The sequence below is a fragment of the Halomonas piscis genome (genome assembly GCF_031886125.1).
GTDB lineage: Bacteria > Pseudomonadota > Gammaproteobacteria > Pseudomonadales > Halomonadaceae > Vreelandella > Vreelandella piscis.
Genome location: NZ_CP119391.1, coordinates 316,740 through 335,790 on the forward strand (window position 1 = coordinate 316,740; position 19,051 = coordinate 335,790).

General features: G+C 66.5%; 17 protein-coding genes. 9 read left to right on the top strand and 8 right to left on the bottom strand.

The genetic code is table 11. The annotated features are described in order from the left end of the window. Positions 1 to 296: 296 nt before the first annotated feature. Both cysI and P1P91_RS01510 read right to left on the bottom strand, forming a co-directional pair. Positions 297 to 2,003 (bottom strand): assimilatory sulfite reductase (NADPH) hemoprotein subunit, encoded by a 1,707-nt coding sequence (gene cysI / locus P1P91_RS01505; protein ID WP_311884026.1) that lies wholly within the window; start codon positions 2,001 to 2,003, stop codon positions 297 to 299. Then, positions 2,003 to 3,808: an assimilatory sulfite reductase (NADPH) flavoprotein subunit gene (locus tag P1P91_RS01510; RefSeq protein WP_311884028.1), complete on the bottom strand. Its 1,806-nt coding sequence runs from the start codon at positions 3,806 to 3,808 to the stop codon at positions 2,003 to 2,005. The genes cysI and P1P91_RS01510 overlap by 1 nt, the downstream gene beginning before the upstream one ends. 326 nt (positions 3,809 to 4,134) lie before the next feature. Here P1P91_RS01510 and P1P91_RS01515 point away from each other — a divergent pair, with 326 nt between their 5' ends. Continuing rightward, positions 4,135 to 5,379 (top strand): NAD(P)/FAD-dependent oxidoreductase, encoded by a 1,245-nt coding sequence (locus P1P91_RS01515; protein ID WP_311884029.1) that lies wholly within the window; start codon positions 4,135 to 4,137, stop codon positions 5,377 to 5,379. Between the two features lie 110 nt (positions 5,380 to 5,489). Here the strand turns inward: P1P91_RS01515 and P1P91_RS01520 are convergent, their stop codons facing one another. Then, positions 5,490 to 6,833: a sodium-dependent transporter gene (locus P1P91_RS01520; RefSeq protein ID WP_311884030.1), complete on the bottom strand. Its 1,344-nt coding sequence runs from the start codon at positions 6,831 to 6,833 to the stop codon at positions 5,490 to 5,492. A gap of 60 nt (positions 6,834 to 6,893) precedes the next feature. Here P1P91_RS01520 and P1P91_RS01525 point away from each other — a divergent pair, with 60 nt between their 5' ends. The 4 genes from P1P91_RS01525 (at position 6,894) to aroQ (ending at position 8,715) form a co-directional block, all read left to right on the top strand. Beyond that, positions 6,894 to 7,370, top strand: a complete 477-nt coding sequence (locus P1P91_RS01525; RefSeq protein ID WP_311884031.1) for a hypothetical protein — start codon at positions 6,894 to 6,896, stop codon at positions 7,368 to 7,370. Between the two features lie 72 nt (positions 7,371 to 7,442). Next, positions 7,443 to 7,832 carry a fluoride efflux transporter FluC gene (locus P1P91_RS01530; RefSeq protein ID WP_311884032.1) on the top strand — a complete coding sequence of 130 codons (390 nt, stop codon included), beginning with the start codon at positions 7,443 to 7,445 and terminating at the stop codon, positions 7,830 to 7,832. Beyond that, positions 7,829 to 8,224 carry a fluoride efflux transporter FluC gene (locus P1P91_RS01535; RefSeq protein ID WP_311884033.1) on the top strand — a complete coding sequence of 132 codons (396 nt, stop codon included), beginning with the start codon at positions 7,829 to 7,831 and terminating at the stop codon, positions 8,222 to 8,224. Before P1P91_RS01530 ends, P1P91_RS01535 begins: the two co-directional genes overlap by 4 nt. A gap of 29 nt (positions 8,225 to 8,253) precedes the next feature. Continuing rightward, positions 8,254 to 8,715: a type II 3-dehydroquinate dehydratase gene (aroQ, locus tag P1P91_RS01540; RefSeq protein ID WP_311884034.1), complete on the top strand. Its 462-nt coding sequence runs from the start codon at positions 8,254 to 8,256 to the stop codon at positions 8,713 to 8,715. On the opposite strand, the gene P1P91_RS01545 is transcribed toward aroQ, so the two are convergent. The 5 genes from P1P91_RS01545 to hemC all read right to left on the bottom strand — a co-directional run bounded on the left by P1P91_RS01545 (position 8,712) and on the right by hemC (position 15,047). After that, positions 8,712 to 10,610, bottom strand: a complete 1,899-nt coding sequence (locus P1P91_RS01545) for an FUSC family protein (RefSeq protein ID WP_311884036.1) — start codon at positions 10,608 to 10,610, stop codon at positions 8,712 to 8,714. The genes aroQ and P1P91_RS01545 overlap by 4 nt on opposite strands. Before the next feature lie 115 nt (positions 10,611 to 10,725). Further along, the gene (locus tag P1P91_RS01550; RefSeq protein ID WP_311884038.1) at positions 10,726 to 12,003 is read right to left on the bottom strand and encodes a heme biosynthesis HemY N-terminal domain-containing protein; all 1,278 of its coding nucleotides are present in this window, start codon (positions 12,001 to 12,003) and stop codon (positions 10,726 to 10,728) included. After that, positions 12,000 to 13,313 (bottom strand): uroporphyrinogen-III C-methyltransferase, encoded by a 1,314-nt coding sequence (locus tag P1P91_RS01555; protein WP_311884039.1) that lies wholly within the window; start codon positions 13,311 to 13,313, stop codon positions 12,000 to 12,002. Before P1P91_RS01555 ends, P1P91_RS01550 begins: the two co-directional genes overlap by 4 nt. 16 nt (positions 13,314 to 13,329) lie before the next feature. Next, positions 13,330 to 14,103, bottom strand: coding sequence for a uroporphyrinogen-III synthase (locus tag P1P91_RS01560; protein WP_311884040.1), 774 nt, complete (start codon positions 14,101 to 14,103; stop codon positions 13,330 to 13,332). Positions 14,104 to 14,105: 2 nt separating this feature from the next. Continuing rightward, positions 14,106 to 15,047 (bottom strand): hydroxymethylbilane synthase, encoded by a 942-nt coding sequence (hemC, locus tag P1P91_RS01565; RefSeq protein ID WP_311884041.1) that lies wholly within the window; start codon positions 15,045 to 15,047, stop codon positions 14,106 to 14,108. 261 nt (positions 15,048 to 15,308) lie between these two features. On the opposite strand from hemC, the gene argH reads away from it, so the two are divergent. Genes argH through dapF form a run of 4 tightly spaced genes read left to right on the top strand, consistent with a single transcriptional unit; the run spans position 15,309 to position 19,027 of the window. Further along, on the top strand, positions 15,309 to 16,712 hold the full coding sequence (gene argH / locus P1P91_RS01570; protein WP_311884043.1) for an argininosuccinate lyase: 1,404 nt from the start codon (positions 15,309 to 15,311) through the stop codon (positions 16,710 to 16,712). After that, positions 16,712 to 16,867 carry an LPS translocon maturation chaperone LptM gene (gene lptM, locus P1P91_RS01575; RefSeq protein ID WP_311884044.1) on the top strand — a complete coding sequence of 52 codons (156 nt, stop codon included), beginning with the start codon at positions 16,712 to 16,714 and terminating at the stop codon, positions 16,865 to 16,867. The genes argH and lptM overlap by 1 nt, the downstream gene beginning before the upstream one ends. A 37-nt stretch (positions 16,868 to 16,904) precedes the next feature. After that, positions 16,905 to 18,182 carry a diaminopimelate decarboxylase gene (gene lysA / locus P1P91_RS01580; protein WP_311884046.1) on the top strand — a complete coding sequence of 426 codons (1,278 nt, stop codon included), beginning with the start codon at positions 16,905 to 16,907 and terminating at the stop codon, positions 18,180 to 18,182. Next, positions 18,182 to 19,027, top strand: a complete 846-nt coding sequence (dapF, locus tag P1P91_RS01585; protein ID WP_311884048.1) for a diaminopimelate epimerase — start codon at positions 18,182 to 18,184, stop codon at positions 19,025 to 19,027. Before lysA ends, dapF begins: the two co-directional genes overlap by 1 nt. Positions 19,028 to 19,051 lie beyond the last annotated feature (24 nt).

The window sequence follows — 19,051 nt, forward strand, 5'->3', positions numbered from 1 at the left end:
CGCTCTGTGCCGCGGAAAATTGTGACTATACTGTCGAGCTGCTGGTACTGTATGTTTATAGCTCGGCGCCCAGCATCATGGGCGCCAAGCGGACCTTTACCTTTGATGACGATGGTAATGCCAGACCCTATCATGTCGAGACCGAGCAGCTGACGAGTAGGCGAGAGCGCAAAAAAATGGCCGATATTTATCGTAAATACTTATCTATTTAATGATATAACGTATCTAATGGCATACAAAAACGCCCCGTCGGCACCAAACCGGCGGGGCGTTTGCGTGGACGGGCAGGGGCGGCGCTACACCGCGTAGGCCCGGTGAAACACCTCGGGGCTGCGCTCGGCGTCGACGAGGCCCGAGCGAATCAAAAAGTCGCCGAAGCCCTCGCCGTTATTACGCTCGGCGGCGAAGCGTTCGAACAGGGGGTCGAGCAGTGAGAGGATAGTGGCCTCGTCGATGTTCTCGCGGTAGAGGCGGTTCATGCGCTCGCCGCGCTGGTCGCCGCCGAGGAAGAGATTGTACTTGCCCAGCGTTTTGCCGGTCAGGCCGATCTCGGCCAGGTACGGCCGGGCGCAGCCGTTGGGGCAGCCGGTGACGCGCACGTTGATCGGGGTGTTGGCAAGCCCGTGCCCGGCCATCAGCGTATCCAGCCTGTCGGTAAGCGACGGCAGGTAGCGCTCTGACTCGGCCATGGCCAGCGCGCAGGTGGGGAAGGCCACGCACGACATGGCGTTGCGCGCAAGCGGCGTGCTCCGGCTGCCGTCGTCGAGCCCGTAGTGGTCCACCAGCGTCTGGATCTCGGCCTTTTTCTCCGGAGAGACGTTGGCGATGATCAGGTTCTGGTTGCAGGTGACGCGGAACTCGCCGGTGTGCACCCGGGCAATCTCGCGCAGGGCGGTGCGCAGCCTTAGCGCGTCGGTATCCTGAACGCGGCCGCTGCGGATCGACAGCGTTAGGTGCTGGTTGCCGTTATCGCCCTCTACCCAGCCGAAGCGGTCGCCGTTGTGGGTGAACACGTAGTCGCGTACCGGCGCCATGGGCGCGCCGTGGTACTCGGCGAAGCGCTCGAGAAACCACTCCACGCCGTGGTCGGCGATGGTGTACTTGAAGCGCGCGTGGGTGCGCTCGGTGCGGCAGCCGTGGTCGCGCTGGATAGCGGCGATGGCCTCGCAGGCGTCCACCACCTGGTCGGCGGGCACAAAGCCTGCGACGTCGGCAAGCCTTGGGTGGGTCGCTTCGTTGCCGTAGGTCATGCCCATGCCGCCGCCCACGCCGACGTTGAAGCCAACCAGCTCGTCGTCTTCCACAATCGCAATCAGGGCGATGTCGTTGGACAGCACGTCGGCGTCGTTTTCCGGCGGCACCGCCAGCGCGATCTTGAACTTGCGCGGCAGGTAAAAGTGGCCGTAGAACGGCTCTTCTTCCTCGTCTTCGCCCCGAGCTTCCACGCGCTCGTCGCCCAGCCAGATCTCGGCGTAGGCGTTGGAGCGCCACTTCAGCCGCTTGCTGATGGCCACCGAGTAGCGGTGGATATCGGCGTGCACCCGGGACCGGTGGGGGTTGACGTTGGAGACCACGTTGCGATTGACGTCGCCGCAGGCGCCGCGGGTATCCAGCCCCAGGGCGTTGAGCGCCCGCATCAGCGGGCGCATCCGGTGCTTGTAGACGCCGTGAAACTGAAACGTCTGGCGCGTGGTCAGGCGCAGGGTGTGATTGGCGCAGTCGTCGGCGATCTGATCAAGCCCCAGCCACTGTTCGGGCGTCAGCACGCCGCCGGGCAGGCGCAGGCGCACCATGAACATGTGCAAGGGCTCCAGGCGCTGGCGGCGGCGCTCGTCGCGCCGGTCGCGGTCGTCCTGCTGGTAGGCGCCGTGGAACTTGGTCAGCTTGTTGTCGCTGTCGGCGATGGCGCCGGTGGCCTTGTCGTCGAGTCCCTTGGCAATGGTGCCGCGCAGGTAGTTGCTCTCGCGCTTGATGATTTCGGCTTCGGGTAACGTATGGCTCATTAGTAGATATCCCGCTGGTAGCGTTTCTGGCGGGTCAGCTCCCGCAGATAGTCGGTGGCGTCTTCGAGGTTCTTGCCGCTTTCCTGCATGACCACGTCAAGCAGCGCCTGGTGAACGTCCGGGGCCATGCGCTCGGCGTCGCCGCAGACGTAGAGGTAGGCGCCGCGCTCGAGCCAGCGCCAGACATCGTCGGCGTTTTCCCGCAGGCGCTGCTGTACGTAGACCTTCTCGCCCTGATCTCTCGAGAAGGCCACGTCGATGCGATCGACCAGGCCCTGGCGGCGCCAGGCCAGCCACTCGCTCTGGTAGAGAAAGTCGGTGTGGAAGTGGCGATCGCCGAACAAAAGCCAGTTGTTGCCTTCGGCCTCGCGCTCTTCGCGCTCCTGCATGAAGGCGCGAAACGGCGCGATGCCGGTGCCCGGGCCGATCATGATCACCGGCGCGGCGTCGTCCTCGGGCAGGCGGAAGTGCTTGTTGGCCTCGATATAGACCGGCACCGCGGTATCGTCGGTGAGGCGGTCGGCTAGCCAGGTGGAGGCCACGCCGCCGCGATCGCGGCCTTCGTTTTCGTAGCGCACGGCGGCCACGGTGAGATGAACCTCGTCATCCACGGCGGACTGGCTCGAGGCGATGGAATAAAGCCGCGGCGGCAGCTTGCGCAGGGTGTCCACCAGCGTCTGGGCGTCGACGCTATTCACCGGCGAGCCCTGAACAAGATCGAGCACGTCGCGGCCGTAGAGCCACTCGGTGAGCGCCTTGTTGTCGCCGAGTCGCTCGGCCAGAGTCTCGTCGCCGGAGAGCGCCGCCCACTTTTCCACCACCGGGCGGGTGAGAAGCGTCAGCTCGCGGTGGTGCTTGAGCGCCACGGCCAGAGTGGTGTCGACGTCGCCGGCGGTCACCGGCGCGTCCGGGTTGAGCGCCAGCGCCTCGATGATGGCGGCGACCAGCGCGGGGTCGTTCTGGGGGTAAATCCCCAGCGAATCCCCGGGCTGGTAGGCAAGCCCGGAATCTTCTAGCGCCAGCTCGATATGGCGGGTTTCCTTGCTCGAGCCGCGGCCGTTGAGGCCCTGGCTGTCGAGCACCTCGGCCATGAACGGGTAGCGACGGCTGTAGGTGGCGGTCTCCGCGGCCGGAGCGTTTTCTACGCGGCTGGTGGTGGGTATGCCCGAGGCGCCGGCTTCGTTTTGCAGCTGCTCCAGCAGCGCGGTAAACCAGGCGTCGGCATCGTCGTCGTAGTCCACGTCGCAGTCGGCGCGATCGACAACCGCGGTGGCGCCCAGCCGGGCAAAGGCGGCGTCAAAGTCCTTGCCGGTCTGGCAGAAGTGTTCGTAGCTGGTGTCGCCCAGCGAGAGCACGGCGTACTTTAGGTGCTTGAGCGACGGCGCCTTGCGGCCGTGAATGAACTCGTAGAGGTCCAGGGCGTTGTCGGGCGGGTCGCCCTCGCCGTGGGTCGAGGCGATAACGGCGACGAAGGACTCGCTTTTCAGCTGGCGCGGCTTGAAGTCGGCCATGTCCAGCACCCGGGCGTTGATGCCCAGGGCGTTGGCCTTCTCACCCAGGGTTTCGGCCAGGCCTTCGCCGTTGCCGGTCTGGGAGCCGTAGAGCACGGTCAGGGAAGGAAGCGACGCGTCAGCCTCGCCGGCGCCTGGGGACGCCGACGGCTGAGCGCCAGCGGTGGCTGCCTGATGGCCGGCAATAAAGCCCGCCAGCCAGTCGAACTGGTGCGGTGCCAGCGTCTCGATCAGACGGTTCAGGCCGTTGGCCTGTTCGGCTGACAGCGGGGAATTACTCGGGTCGATGTTCATAGGGCGTTTTCATGACATAGGGTCAGCAGGGGTAACGTTTTTTCTAAGCTACCACTGGCAGACGGCCAGGTTGGGAAAACATTGATATTGTTTTGTGATATTAATCGACACATTTTTTATATGATATTGTTATAAGATGTCAAGAAAATGCCCCGGAAAAGAAATAAACCCATGTTAAACAATGGACTACGACGCCATCAGGCGTCAGGTCAGGCCGCTTGTCGGGAAGGCATGTTATTGATGGGTATGCATATTCTTAATGGTTATTAATTTCCCCTGGCTTAGTGCTTTATCGTTTCCTTAGCGTTTTTGCCAAGGAGAGAGCCATGCCCACGGAATCCGAAACTCATCGTCATCAGGTCGTCATCATCGGCGGCGGCACCGCCGGCATCACCGTGGCGGCGTCGCTCAAGCGCCGCCGCCCGGGGCTGGACATCGCCATCGTCGAGCCGTCCGAGCGCCACTACTATCAGCCGGCATTTACCCTGGTGGGCGGCGGTGCCTACGCGCTGGACAAGACCCGCCGAGCCACCCGGGACGTGCTGCCCCGGGGTGTCACGCTGATCAAGGCGGCGGTCACGGCGTTCGACCCGGACAACAACCGGGTCGAGCTGGACAGCGGCGAGTCGCTGGGCTATGCCTCGCTGGTGGTGGCTCCCGGGATCAAGCTGGACTGGGGTCGAGTCGAGGGCCTGGAAGCGACGCTCGGAAAAAACGGCGTATGCAGCAACTACAGCCCCGAGACCGTGGAATACACCGCCCGGTGCCTGAACGAATTCACCGGCGGCAACGCCATCTTCACCCAGCCGGCACCGCCGCTGAAGTGCGCCGGCGCGCCGCAGAAGATCGCCTACCTCGCCGCCGACCACGTCAGGCGCAACGGGCTGGCCGACAAGACCACGCTCAAGTTCTACAGCGGCGGCGGGGCGCTGTTCAGCGTGCCGGACTTCGTGCCGCCCCTTGAGCGGGTAGCCCAGCGCCACGGCGTCGAGGTGATTCTCTCCCACGATCTGGTCGCCGTGGACGGCGAGAACAAGCTGGCCACCTTCGAGGCCAAGAGCGCCGAGGGCGAGGTCGTGCGCATCGAGCAGCCGTTTGATCTGCTCCACGTGACCCCGTACCAGTGCGCGCCGGACGTCGTGGCGCAGAGCCCGCTGGCGGACGCCGGCGGCTGGGTCGAGGTGGACAAGGCCACCACCCAGCACCTGCGCTACCCCAACGTGTTCTCGCTGGGGGACGCCAGCTCCCTGCCCACGTCCAAGACCGCCGCCGCCGTGCGCAAGCAGGCCCCGGTCACGGTGCAGAACCTGCTCGCCCAGCTGGACGACAAGGCGCCGACCGCCGAGTACGACGGCTACACTTCCTGCCCGCTGGTGACCGACTACGGCCGGGTGATGATCGCCGAGTTCATCTATGGCGGCGTGGTCGCGCCGACGCTGCCGCTCGACCCGTTCAAGGAGTCGCGCTTTTACTGGTGGGTGAAGAAGTCGTTCCTGCCGGCCTTCTACTGGCGCCGGATGCTCAAGGGCTGCGAGCGTGACATCGCCCACAAGCCGCGCAAGACGTCCTGAGGCGGCGGCCCGGCGCGCCGCCTGAACACGCCGCCATGAAAAAGCCCCGGCCAGCGCGCTGCGCTGACCGGGGCTTTGCCGTGATGTCACACGGGGCTTTGCCGGATGGCCTACATCAGTTCGGTGACAAACACCGTAATCACGCCCAGCGGCGCCACATACTTGACCAGAATGTTCCAGGCGCTGAAGTCATAGATATCGAATCCCAGCTCCTGGCGCACGGATTCCTTGTCCAGGCACCAGGCGGCAAACACGATCGACCCGAGGCCGGTGAGCGGCAGCAGGAGCTTCGCCGTTACCGTGTCGAGGAAGTAGAAGATATTGAGCCCCAAAAGGCTGACCTCTGACCAGACGTTGAACGACAGCAGGGCAGCAACGCCCAGCAGCCAGACGGCAACGCCGCCGATCAGCGTGGCCGTTACCCGGTTAAGCGGGGTGCGCTCTTCGAGCATCTCCACCGTGGGTTCGAGAAGCGAAATGGCCGAGGTCAGCGCGGCAAAGGTGAGCAGCAAAAAGAAGATCAGGCCGAGGATGGTGCCGCCGGCCATGTTGCCGAACGCCAGCGGCAGGGTGACAAAAATCAGCCCCGGCCCTTCGCCCGGGCTAAGCCCGTTGGCAAAGACAATGGGGAAGATCGCCAGGCCCGCGAGCAGCGCAATCACGGTATCGAGGATAATAACGGTGCGCGCGGTGCTGATCAGGTTGACGTCTTTGCCCAGGTAGGAGCCGTAGGCCATCATGATGCCCATGCCCAGCGACAGAGTGAAAAATGCCTGTCCCATGGCGGCAAGGACGACGCTGCCGCTAAGCGCGCCCCATTCAGGGCGAAACATGAACGCCACGGCTTCGCCGAAGTGGCCGGTGGTCATGCCGTAGCCGGCAAGGATCAGCATGAGAATCACCAGCGCCGGCATCATCGAGCGTACCGCGCTTTCAAGCCCTCGGGTCACGCCCCGGGCAACGATGACGACGACCAGCGCCATGAAGGCGGTGTGCCACAGCAGTAGCGTACCGGGGCTCGCCAGCATGCCGTTGAACAGCTCGCCGATGCTGTCCGAGTCGCCGCCGCTGAAGGTGCCGATAATCGAGCTCAGGGTATAGTTGAGCGACCAGCCGCCGATGACGCTATAAAACGACAGGATCAAAAAGGCGGCGAGCACGCCGCTGATGCCGATGCCCAGCCAGGCTTTGGGCTTGCCGTTCTGGCGCGCCTGATCGGCCATGGTGTCGATGGGGTTTTTCTGCCCGCGGCGGCCGATCAGCCATTCCGCGACCAGAATCGGCAGGCCGACCAGCGCCACGCAGGCCAGGTACACCAGCACGAAGGCCGCGCCGCCGTTTTCCCCGACCATGTAAGAGAAGCGCCAGATGTTCCCGAGGCCCACGGCCGATCCCGCAGCCGCAAGCACAAAGGTCATCCGCGATGACCACTGTGCGTGAGCAAGTTTTGCCATACATCACCTGTTATTCAGTGCGTTATAGTAATTGAGTGGGTGCCATGAAATGATGTCACTATGCATGCCGTCGCTTGCTGCCATGATGGCCGGATGAGCGTGCTCGGCGCATCGTTGTGGAATGCCGGGCACGCCAAGCGCGCCGGATATCCGGCGGTGCCACCATGCCAGCGTTTTTTTACCGAACGTCCGTGCAATTTATCCGATCAGCGCGGCTGGTGCCAGCCGAGCGCCGTAAAACGCGCGTTGAAACGTCGCCATGGCGGCTATGCACAAAGCGGGCAGAGGTTTTCCACGGAGTTATCCACAGGTTGCCTGACTTCGACAGCGCGCTCGATAACCGCTGAAAAGCCCGCTGTCAAGAAGGCAGTACGCCGCGCCCGGCAGGTGCACCTGCGTGGAAAGCCCGTGACATCGGCTTTTCCGCCGGGTTGTACAAACCCGATCGAGCGCTTTGCCGTCCTGGCAGAAAAGCCGCCACTCCGGCACCATCACGGGGCCTGGAAGCTTGTACACGAAGTTATCAACAAAAAATAATGGCTGTTTTTGTCTGTGGATAACCTGTCGGTCAAAGGCATTTCGAGGCCTTGAACGTCCCGAGGAGACGCTATGTCAAGCATCACGACGCTGACCGCGGTCATGGCCGGGGGCGCCCTTGGCGGCATGCTGCGGGCACTGGCCACCAGGGCCGGCGCCAGACTCTGGGGAAACGCTCTGCCCTGGGGGACGCTGGCCGCCAACTACGCCGCGGCGCTGGCGCTGGGCGCCTTTGCCGGCGCCGTGGCCAGGGGCGGGGAGTTGGGTCTTGCCTGGGCGTTTGCCGCCACCGGGGTGCTGGGCGGGCTGTCCACGGTATCGTCGTTGGCCCTGCAGACGCTCGGGCTGTGGCAGCAGCCGCGGCGGGGGGCGGCCATCGCGTACCTGGCGCTGAGCGTTATCGGCGGCGTGGCGCTGGCCGCGGTCGGCCATGCGCTGACGGCGGTGGGAGGTAGCGGATGACGGCACTGCGGTTTTATCTGGCCGTTGCCTGGGGCAGCGCCCTGGGTGCCGGGCTGCGCTACCTGTTGGCACTTGCGGCCGCCGCGCTGATGGGGCCGGCCTTTTGGGCAGGCACGCTGGGGGCTAACCTGGCGGGCTCCGGGCTGATTGCCTGGTACTCGACGCGGGCGGCACGCCACCCCTGCGGTCGCCTTGCCCGCTGGCACGGCTTCTGGACGGTGGGCGTGTGCGGCGGCTTTACCACCTTCTCTCTGTTCGGCGTGGAGGCGGTGATGCTCTGGCAGCGTCAGCAGCCGGCCCTGGCCGCGGGCTACGTGGCGGCGAGCCTCGTCGGCTGGCTGGCCGCCGCGCGCGTCGGACAGCGGCTTGCCGAGCGCCAGGACGGCGAATGACTTCATCGAACAACAGAGGAAACGAGCCTATGCCAAGCGCGGCGCAACCTTTGAAAGTGCTGGTGCTGCACGGCCCCAACCTGAATCTGCTGGGCACCCGGCAGCCGGAGATTTACGGCAGCGAGACCCTGAGTGATGTGAATCGAGCGCTCGAGCGACGGGCCGAGGCGGCCGGCGTGGCGCTTGTCTGCCGGCAGAGCAACCACGAAGGTGAGCTGATCGACGCTATCCAGGCGGCCCGCACCGACGGCACTGCCGCCATCATCATCAACCCGGCGGCCTATACCCATACGTCGGTGGCGATACTCGACGCGCTCAACGCCTTTGACGGCCGAGTGATCGAGGTGCATCTCTCCAACGTGCACCAGCGGGAGGCGTTCCGTCAGCATTCCTACGTCTCGCTGCGCGCCGACGGCGTGATTGCGGGGCTCGGTAGCCAGGGCTATCACGCCGCGCTTGAGGCCGTGGTAGCACAGCACGGCAGCGCCTAGCCCTGCGGGGCGACTGCCCGGCGGCGCAGGGTGGCGGTGTCGTCGAGGGCGTGGCGCAGCTGGGCCCCAAGGCCGGCCAGCGCGGAGCCCTCCTCGTGCGGCGGCAGCTGGGCAAGCGCCCGGGCCACGCCGTCCGGCGCTCGGCGAAGGTGGCGCAGTGCTTCCAGCAGCTGCCGGGCGGCGCGGTGCTCGGCCTCGGTTAGCGTCGCGGCTTGCAACAGCGTGCGCAGCCGGATCACGCCGTCGGCCAGGTTCAGGATACCCAGGGTGCCGGCATGGTCGGCGCTGTCGCTTTCCTGTGCTCGCCCCACGTGGATCATCAAACGTAGCAGGCGGCGATACATGCGCCCGTACCAGGCGTCGTCCGGCGGCGGACTGTCGTGTCGCCCGCACAGACGCTCGATATCGCGAAGCATCTGCCACGCAAGGTGGTCGGCACGGCGCCCGGGGTCCCGGGGCAGCAGCCGGTAGGCCAGCGCCACCAGGGCAATGCTGGCAATCAGCGAGCCGGCGTCCATAAGCACGTTTCCCCAGGCGGTGGGCGCCTGGAGAAACGGCTGGCTGGCGAGCATAAAGCACATGTTGCCGTCCAGCGCCGGCACTTGGGTGAGGCGGCTGGCTCTGGCCAGGCCGCCGAACAGCATGAAGGGGGCCAGCATCAGCAGAATATCCCCAAGCCCTTCGGCGTGGGGCATCAGCCACAGCCGGAACGCTGCCGCCAGGCTGACGCCGACGATGATGCCCTGGAGCATGCGCGGCGCGAGCACCTGGGGCATGTCCATGCTCGACAGCACCATGGTGAAGGTGCAAAGCCCCATGGCCGGCAGCCAGGCATTGCCCCACCCGGAATAGGCCACCAGCAGCCCGGCGAGCAGCGTGACCACGCCGCCGGCGGCGCCGGCAATCAGCGCCGAGGGCGTGTCCCGGCGCGTGGGCAGGGTAATGCGGGGCGAGCGGCGCGAAGCGTGCTTCTCGAGCCAGGCCGTGGCAGCGTTTTCGGCATCGGCCAGCTGAGCGAGAAGCCGCGCCAGCCGCGGCGAGAACGCCCGGGCCTGGTCGGCGGCATGTTCGAGCGCCGCGCTGGCGCCTTGATGCGGGGCGGGCCTGTCGAGGGCGTCGGCGGCGTTTTCCAGCGCGCCCTTGAGCGGCGCCGGCAGCGGCCGCCGGCCGGTGATCCTAGCCATGGCCAGCAGGCTTAGCGTAGCGGCAACGAAGGCGCCGCTGACCAGCGCCCCGGAGGACCCCCGCAGCGGCCCGGCGTGGCTGGGGGCCAGCTGCTGCTCCAGCCGGGTCAGGGAGAGCAGCAGCTCGTCATCGGCGGGCCGGGGGACGTCCCGGGCCAGCTGTCTGAGCGCCTCGCCGCCCAGGCTGCGGACCCGGTCGAGCAGCTCGCGCCGGGGCGGCGCAGGGAGCAGGACCATACCCATGGCCATCACGCAGATAACGCCGATCAGGGTGCAGACCACCCGCGCCATGGCAATGGCCGCGCTGCCGCTGCCGGCGGCCAGGCTTGGCAACAGCACCACGCTCGCCGTCAGCCCGGCCATCAGCGCGGCGTAGCCGAACGAGGCTCGGGTGAGGTGGGTGAAGGCCGCGCAGCCGCCGGCCCAGCCGGCGAGCAGAGCAAGTGCCAAGGGAACGGGCAGAGGGGCTGCCAGCAGCAAAAAGCCTACCGCGGCGCCGGCAAGCGTGCCCAGCAGGCGGTAAACGCCGCGCTCGAGCAGCAGCCCGCGGGAGGGCTGCGCCACGATCCACACCGCCATGGGCGCCCAGAAGGCGTTGGGCAGGTGAAAAAGCGAGGCAATGGCAAAGGAGGCCAGCGCCATGGCGGCGGTGCTGGCGCCGAAAACGGCGGCTTGGCGGGTCAGGCCGAGGGCCTGGGCGATACGAGTCATGGTGAGCACGGCGGTTGTCTGGCGTTGCAAGCGGTGAGCGGCGGGGCGGGCCGAACGTAAAAGGGCGCCCGCAGGCGCCCGTCAGAATAGGTCAAGGAAAGCCGGCGGGGCGGCATCAGGCGCTTTTCTTGCCGTTGTCCTTGCTCTTGGCCTTGTCGGCAAGGCTGTCGGTGCCCTGGGCGTCGCTCGGCTGGGGCAGCGACGGCAGCGACTTGGCCAGCATTTCCACGCTGTGGCGGTAGTAGAGCTGGCTTTTCTGGTGCTCGCCAAGGCTTGAGTAGAGCCGAGCAAGCTCGGCGCAGACCACGCCGCTGGGGCGCTGTCGCTGGCTGGCCTCGAAGTACTCCTGAGCCTTGCTCCAGGCGCCGGTGCGCAGCGACAGCCGCCCGCAGGCCAGCAGCAGCTCGGGGTCGTTGGGGCGCTCCTGGAGCCAGCCTTCGGCCTTGGCCAGCTGGCGGCGGGCGTCGACGTTCAAAAGCCCGTAGCGCTTCACCAGCCGCGCGTCCCAGTGGTGATCCAGGGAGTGGCTGAGCAGGCGCTCGGCGATGGTCTCCTCGCCGGCCTGGACCAGCGCCTCGGTGTAGAGCACCACCAGCTCGGTATTGGCGCGCAGATAGTCGGGCATGTCGGCCCAGAGGCTGCGCACGCGCTCGATGTCGCCGGGGTTTTTGGCCTCGAAGATGATCAGTTCGCGGTAGGCGCGGCTTTCCAGCTGCTCGCGCTCGGCGGCGGATATCAGCTTCTGCCGGGCCAGCCGCGGAATCAGTCGGCGCAGCCCTTCCCAGTCGTTGACGCTCAGGTGGACCTGCTTGAGCATCTTGAGCACCTGGGGGTGGTTAGTCAGCTTTTTATCCAGGCGGTTGAGGATCGCCAGCGCCTCTTCGGGCTGCTGGCGGTCGATCATTAGCTGGGCCTGCATCAGACCGATGGCGGCATCGGCGCCTTCGGTGGAAAGCTGGGCCTGGTTGAGGTGCTCCTGGGATTTCTCGTAGTGCCCCTGGTAGTGCGCGGCGAGCGCCGCCGACAGATAGTTGACCAGCGGCGTGCTGGAATCAGTCGCGGCGTGGGAGAGGGTCTTCTCGGCCTTTTTCCAGCGCCCTTCGGTGAGCGCCACCAGGCCGCGCACGGTGTGCTTCATGGCCCGGCGGTTGCGCGTCCGGCCGCTCCAGCGGCGAAAGCGGCCCACCGGGCGTAGCAGGCCGCCGACCAGGCGCAGCAGAAAGTGCAGCGCGACGAAGGCGGCAAACAGCAGCACCAGGCCGAACCAGAACGAGGTCTGCACCGAGGTGTCGCCGACGCGGATCAGCCAGTAGCCGGGCACCGACATCATCAGATGGCCGAACAGCGCGCCGACGGCAAGCCCGGCGACGATCAGCAGGATGAGCTTTCTCATTCTCCACCTCCACTGCTACGGCGCGTTTCAAAGCGTTTGTCGATGAACTCGGCAAGCGCCTGCTGAGAGCCGCTGATGTCGGGCAGGTCGGGCTTGATCTGCGCCTGCTTGAGCTCCTCCAGGCGGCTGATCACGCTTTGGGTATCGGCACGGTCGGTGTCGAAATAGGCGTTGAGCAGCTCCAGGGCATCGTCGATGCTGGTCTCATAGAGCGTCTTATCCTGCTTGAGCTGCGCCAGCTGGGCCTGCTCGAGAATCATCTGCAGGCTCTGGCGCAGGTAGGATTCCTGCTGGGGCGTGATCAGGGTTTCCAGCGCTTCGTCGTGGTTGCGGATGACCACCAGGTCCTTGAGCTCTTCGCCGAAGCGGGCGAGCTGGCGCTGGAAGGTGCCGGTAGGCGCCTCTTCCATGCCGGACTCGACTTTCTGCGCCTCGACGTCCTGATTCAGGTGCAGGGACTTGATGCGCTCCTGCTGGGCGTCAAGCGCCAGGTACAGCCCGGTGAGGTCGACTTCGGGCACGGCGTCAAGCGCGGCGAGGTCGCTGGCAATCTCGCGGCGAACCGACGTCAGCGCCGGGTTGTCGGCTTCTTTCAGGCGCTGATCGGCCGAGCGCAGCAGCGCGGCCGCGCCCTGGACATCGCCTTCCAGCTGCAGGCGCTGGTTGGCCAGGCGCAGCAGGTAGGCGGCCTCGGCGTGGAGCCAGTCGCGCTCGTCGGTGTCCTGCTCCTGGGAGAGCTGGGTGAGCACCTTGTCGAGGGTCTCGTCGACGCTCTGGCGGTAGTCGGAAAACTCGCTGCGCAGCGAGTCGAGCGTATCGTCGAGCGCCTGGTCGCGGTCCTCTTCGCCGCGCTCAAGGCGCGACTCCAGCTTGTCAACGCGCTGCTGCGAGGCGCTGTCGCCGGCCTGGCTCGCCAGCGTCTCCAGCCGCTGCTGCTGTTGTTCCAGCCGCTGCCAGCCCTGCCAGGCGAGCAGGACCAGCGCCAGGGCAACGATGACGGCCAGGGCAATGGCAAGCGTGGCCTTGCCGCCCCCGCCGCCGCCGGTCGGCGTTTTGCTCTGTGGCGCAGCCTTGCCCCCGCCTTCCGGTGGCTTGCCGCCGCTTGGGGAGGAAGGGTTTTTGCTGCCCGTGGTCTTGCTGCTGCCGGGGGACGGCTTGCTGCCGCCCTTGTTCTTGCCCTTGCCGGCGGACTTGGCGGCATCGCTGGATGCCTGGTTGGCGGAAGCGGCTTTCTGGGTAGCGGTGTCGTCGCGCCTGGCGTCCGTGGCTGCCTTGGGCGCGTCGCTTGACTCGTTGTCGTGTTGGTTCATGTGTGGCTAGCCCTATTTAGGATCCTTGATCGACATCGGCGCCCGGTCGGGAAACGCGCGCAAGCGCGGCGGTCAGTGCGGGCGGTGTGGCCCCCGAGGCCACCGTGGTGGCGGTAAAGCCCAGCGTCTCAGCCAGTGTAGCCAAACGCCGGCTGGAGACGATTAGCGGTTGGTGCAAGGCGCCCTGTGGGCACCATGTTGCCAGATGTTGGAGCATTTCGCCGCTGGTGACGATCAGTGCCCGGTAGTCGCCGGCTGCAAGCCGCTTTCGCGAGGCGGCCGGCGGCAGCACATAGTCGCGGCGGTAGATCTCGCTGCGAGTGACGCGAGCGCCACGCTCCATCAGCGTGTGGGTCATGAACAGGCGCCCGCCTTCGCCGGCCACCAGCAAAACCTTTTGCTCGTCAAGCCGGCGCAGCGAGGGCAGCGTCAACAGCGCCTCGCTGGTGTCTTCGCAGGCGTCCGGGGGCGGGGTGCGCACGCGCACGCCGAGCCGGGCATGGAGCGCCTCGGCGGTGGCCGTGCCCACGCTGTAGTAGTCGATGCCCACGGGCAGCTGAGGCCAGTAGCGATCCAGCGCGTCGGCCAGACAGTGGGCGGCGAAAGGGCTTACCACGATGATTTTGGCGTACTGGTCGATATCCAGCCAGATGCTGCGCTGGCTCGGCGTTTCGATAAGCGGCTCAAGCGCCATGATCGGCAGCATTTCCACCGCATGGCCGCTTTGACGCAGCGCCTCGGCAAGCGCTTCGCCGCGCTCGCCGGGACGAGTGACCAGTACCGGCTGCATGGTTACTGGCGGCCGTAGACGTCGGCGAGGATCTCGCCGGCGCCCTGCTCGAGCAGGTCTTCGGCGACGCGAATGCCCAGCGCCTCGGGTTCGTGCATGGAACCGCGGCTTTCGGCGCGCAGCACCTCGGTGCCTTCGGGATTGCCCACCAGGCCGCGCAGCCACAAGGTTTCGGCGTCCTTGTCGAGAATCGCATGGCCGCCGATGGGCACCTGGCAGCCGCCGTCCAGGCGGGTGTTCATGGCGCGCTCGGCGCGCACCCGAGTAGCGGTGTCGGCGTCGTCGAGCGGCGTCAGCAGGCTGATCATCTCCGGGTCGTGCAGGCGGCATTCAATGCCCAGCGCCCCCTGGCCGCAGGCGGGCAGGCAGATCTCCGGCGGCAGCGCCTGGGCAATGCGCGCCTCGAGCCCCAGCCGGATCAGGCCCGAAGTGGCCAGGATAATGGCGTCGAACTCGCCGTCGTCCAGCTTGCCCAGACGGGTCTGGACGTTGCCGCGCAGGTTGAGGATCTCCAGATCCGGGCGCGCTTCGCGCAGCTGCAGGCCGCGGCGCAGGCTGGCCGTGCCCACTTTGGCGCCTTCGGGCAGCTCGTCAACGCTTTGGTAGTGGTTGGAGACAAAGGCGTCGGTGGGATCGGAGCCGTCCAGGATCACCGAGAGCCCCAGGCCCTCGGGAAAGCTCATGGGCACGTCTTTCATCGAATGCACGGCGATGTCCGCACGGCCGTCGAGCATGGCTTCTTCCAGCTCCTTGACAAAAAGCCCCTTGCCGCCAATCTTGGCCAGCGGCGTATCGATGACCTTGTCGCCCTTGGTGGAGATGGCCACCAGCTCGACCTCCAGCTCCGGATACGTGGCGATCAGACGCTCGCGCACATGCTCGGCCTGCCACATGGCCAGTTGGCTTTTGCGCGTCGCGATACGCAGCTTGGTAATAGGTTGCACGTGATTCTCCCTTTGGCCGGCGAGCGGCCGCATAAACGATGATGAGGCGTATCATAAAGCACCTGAGCAGTTAGGAAAAATCGCGCCCTCGGGGCGTGCGCGAGGCCGCAATGACTCTGGTACACTTTCGGGCCATTGGTACACGCAAGTTTCAGACCGGCGCCCGTTACGCTTTCGACCGTGGGCCATGCCGACGGCCTCCTGAAGCGCTATCGGCGTTCGTTCGAGCGATTTCACCTGCCTAGCTAAGGGTCTTCTGTCATGAGTCAAGCCACCAACCAGTCCTGGGGCGGCCGCTTCAGCGAGCCCACTGACGCCTTTGTCGAACGCTTTACCGCCTCGGTCAGCTTTGACCAGCGCCTGGCCCGTCAGGACATCCAGGGCTCCATCGCCCACGCCACCATGCTGGCCCGGGTGGGCGTGCTCAGCGGTGACGAGCGCGACGCCATCATCACCGGGCTTGACGAGATCCGCGACGAAATCGAGCGCGGCGAGTTTGCGTGGTCGGTGCCCCTGGAAGACGTGCACATGAACATCGAGGCGCGGCTGACCGAAAAAATCGGCGTCACCGGCAAAAAGCTGCACACCGGGCGCTCGCGCAATGACCAGGTGGCCACCGACATCCGCCTTTTTCTGCGCGACGCCGCTGACGAGATAGCCGCCGAGCTGGTTCGCCTGCGCCAGGGCCTGGTCGAGCTTGCCGACCGCGAGGCCGACACCGTCATGCCGGGGTTTACTCACCTGCAGACCGCCCAGCCGGTCACGTTCGGCCACCATTTGCTGGCCTGGCAGGAAATGCTCGCTCGGGACCACGAGCGTCTGCTCGACTGCCGCCGGCGCATTAACGTGCTGCCGCTGGGCGCGGCGGCGCTTGCCGGTACCACCTATCCCGTCGATCGTCACCTGACCGCCGAGCTTTTGGGCTTTGATCGCCCGGCGGAAAACTCTTTGGATGCGGTGAGCGACCGCGACTTCGCCATCGAGTTCATCGGCTTTGCCAGCATGCTGCTGATGCACATGTCGCGCATGAGCGAGGAGCTGGTGCTGTGGAGCAGCGCGCAGTTCGACTTCATCGATCTGCCCGACCGCTTCTGCACCGGCTCGTCGATCATGCCGCAGAAGAAAAATCCCGACGTCCCCGAGCTGGTGCGCGGCAAGTCCGGCCGGGTCTACGGCCACCTGATGAGCCTGTTGACGCTGATGAAGTCCCAGCCGCTGGCCTACAACAAGGACAATCAGGAAGACAAGGAGCCGCTTTTCGACACCGTGACTACGGTGCTCGACTGCGTGAAAGCCTTCGCCGACATGGTGCCGGCCATCGAGCCGAAAAAGGCCCACATGTTCGAGGCCGCGCGCCAGGGCTTCTCTACCGCCACGGATCTCGCCGACTATCTGGTGCGCAAGGGCGTGGCCTTCCGCGACGCCCACGATATCGTCGGCCAGTCGGTGGCCTACGGGCTGCAGCAGGAAAAGGATCTGTCGGAAATGACGCTGGAGGAGCTCCGGCGCTTCTCCGGCGCCATCGGCGAAGACGTTTTCGAGGTGCTCACCCTGGAGGGCTCGGTGGCCGCGCGCAACCACATCGGCGGTACCGCGCCGGACCAGGTGCGCGCCGCCGCCAGCCGCGCCCGCGCGGCTCTGGCCGAGCTCGAGGACACCCCGTGATGGGCGGCTATAGAGGTGTTGCGGCCGCGCTGCTGGCCGCGCTGCTGCTGGCCGGCTGCGGCCAGAAAGGACCGCTTTACCCGCCGGAAGCGGAAAGCGCTGCCGGGTCGGCGGCAGCCGACGAACAGGCAGGCAGTCCCGAGCCGGACGAATAAAAGCCGGCCGGGCGCTGCCGGCAAGCAAGAGGAACCCATGGATTTTTTCAATTACAGAGACGGCGAGCTGTTGGCCGAAGACGTGCCGCTTGAGCGGATTGCCGCCGAGTACGGCACGCCCTGCTACGTCTACTCCCGGGCAACGCTTGAGCGCCACTACCGCGCCTATACCGAGGCCCTGGGCGAGCATCCGCACCTGATCTGCTATGCGGTCAAGGCCAACGCCAACCTGGCCGTGCTTAACGTGCTGGCCCGGCTCGGCGCGGGGTTCGATATCGTGTCGGTGGGCGAGCTCGAGCGCGTGCTCGCCGCCGGCGGTGATCCGCACAAGGTGGTGTTCTCCGGCGTGGCCAAGCAGGCTGAAGAGCTTAGGCGGGCGCTGGAAGTGGGCATCAAGTGCTTCAATGTCGAGTCGCGCCCGGAGCTTGAGCGGCTCAACGCCGTGGCCGGGGAGCTCGGGGTGACGGCGCCGGTCTCGCTCAGGGTCAACCCCGACGTGGACGCCGGCACCCATCCGTATATCTCCACCGGGCTCAAGGACAACAAGTTCGGCATCCCCGTGGACGAGGCGCTGGAGGTTTACACCCTGGCTTCGGGCCTGCCGCACCTCAATGTGGTGGGGCTTGACTGCCACATCGGCTCTCAGCTCACCGACACCGCGCCGTTCCTCGACGCGCTGGACCGGCTGCTGGTGCTGATGGGGCGGCTGCGCGAGCGCGGTATCGAGCTTGAGCATCTGGATCTCGGCGGCGGGCTGGGGGTGACCTACCGCGACGAAACGCCGCCGCACCCGTCCGACTATGTCCGGGCGCTGCTCGAGCGGCTGGCGGAGTGGCCGGGCGGGGAAGATCTCCCGCTGCTGTTTGAGCCGGGCCGCTCCATCGCCGCCAACGCCGGCGTGCTGCTCACCCGGGTGGCGTTTTTAAAGCCCGGCGAAAGCAAGAACTTCGCTATCGTCGACGCCGCCATGAACGACCTGATCCGCCCGGCGCTGTACGACGCCTGGCAGGCCATTGTGCCGGTGGATACCCGGCAAGAGCGTGAGGCGGCAGTGTACGACGTGGTCGGCCCGGTGTGCGAAACCGGCGACTTCCTCGGCAAGGACCGCGAGCTCGCCGTGGCCGCCGGCGACCTGCTGGCGGTGCGCTCCGCCGGGGCTTACGGCTTCGTCATGGCGTCGAACTACAACAGCCGGCCGCGCCCGGCCGAAGTCATGGCCGACGGCGAGCGCGCTCACCTGGTGCGCCGCCGGGAGCGGCTCGAGGATCTCTGGGCCGGCGAGACGCTTTTACCCGGTGACGAGGCGCCGCGCTGATGCTTTTGCATTTCACCAAGATGCACGGGCTGGGCAACGACTTCATGATGGTGGATCTGGTCACCCAGCGCGCCCGCCTTCAGGCCGGCCAGATACGCGCCCTGGCCGAGCGGCGCTTCGGCATCGGCTTTGACCAGCTGTTGACGGTCGAGCCGCCCCGTAATCCGGACATGGATTTCCGCTACCGCATCTACAACGCCGACGGTAGCGAAGTGGAAAGCTGCGGCAACGGCGCGCGCTGCTTTGCCCGCTTTGTGCGCGATCAGCGGCTGACCCACAAGCGCGAGATTCGCGTAGAAACCGCCGGCGGGCCGCTGACGCTGGTCGTCCAGCACGACGGCCAGGTGCGGGTGGACATGGGGCGGCCGCGCTTCACCCCCGCGGCGCTGCCTTTCGACGCCGAGGGCGACCGGCCGCTCCACGCTCTCAAGGTCGGCCCCGAGGGCAGCAGCGAAACGCTTGAGCTGGGCGTGGTGTCCGTGGGCAACCCCCACGCGGTGCTGCAGGTGGCAAAGGCGAAAAGCGCGCCGGTGGCAAGGCTTGGGCCGCTGATCGCCAACCATCCGCGCTTTGCCCGTCGGACCAACGTCGGGTTCATGGAGGTGGTGGCGCCCGAGAGGATTTGCCTGCGGGTGTTCGAGCGCGGCGTCGGCGAAACCCTGGCCTGCGGTACCGGCGCCTGCGCGGCGGTGGCCACGGGTATCCGCCAGGGGCTTTTGAAAAGCCCGGTCAGAGTCGCGCTGCCCGGCGGCGAGCTGACGGTGGAATGGCCCGACCCCGAGGCGCCGCTGACCATGGTGGGCCCGGCCGAGCGCGTGTTCGACGGTCGCGTGGCGCTGAGCTGACGGCCCTGAGGCCCGCGACAGCGC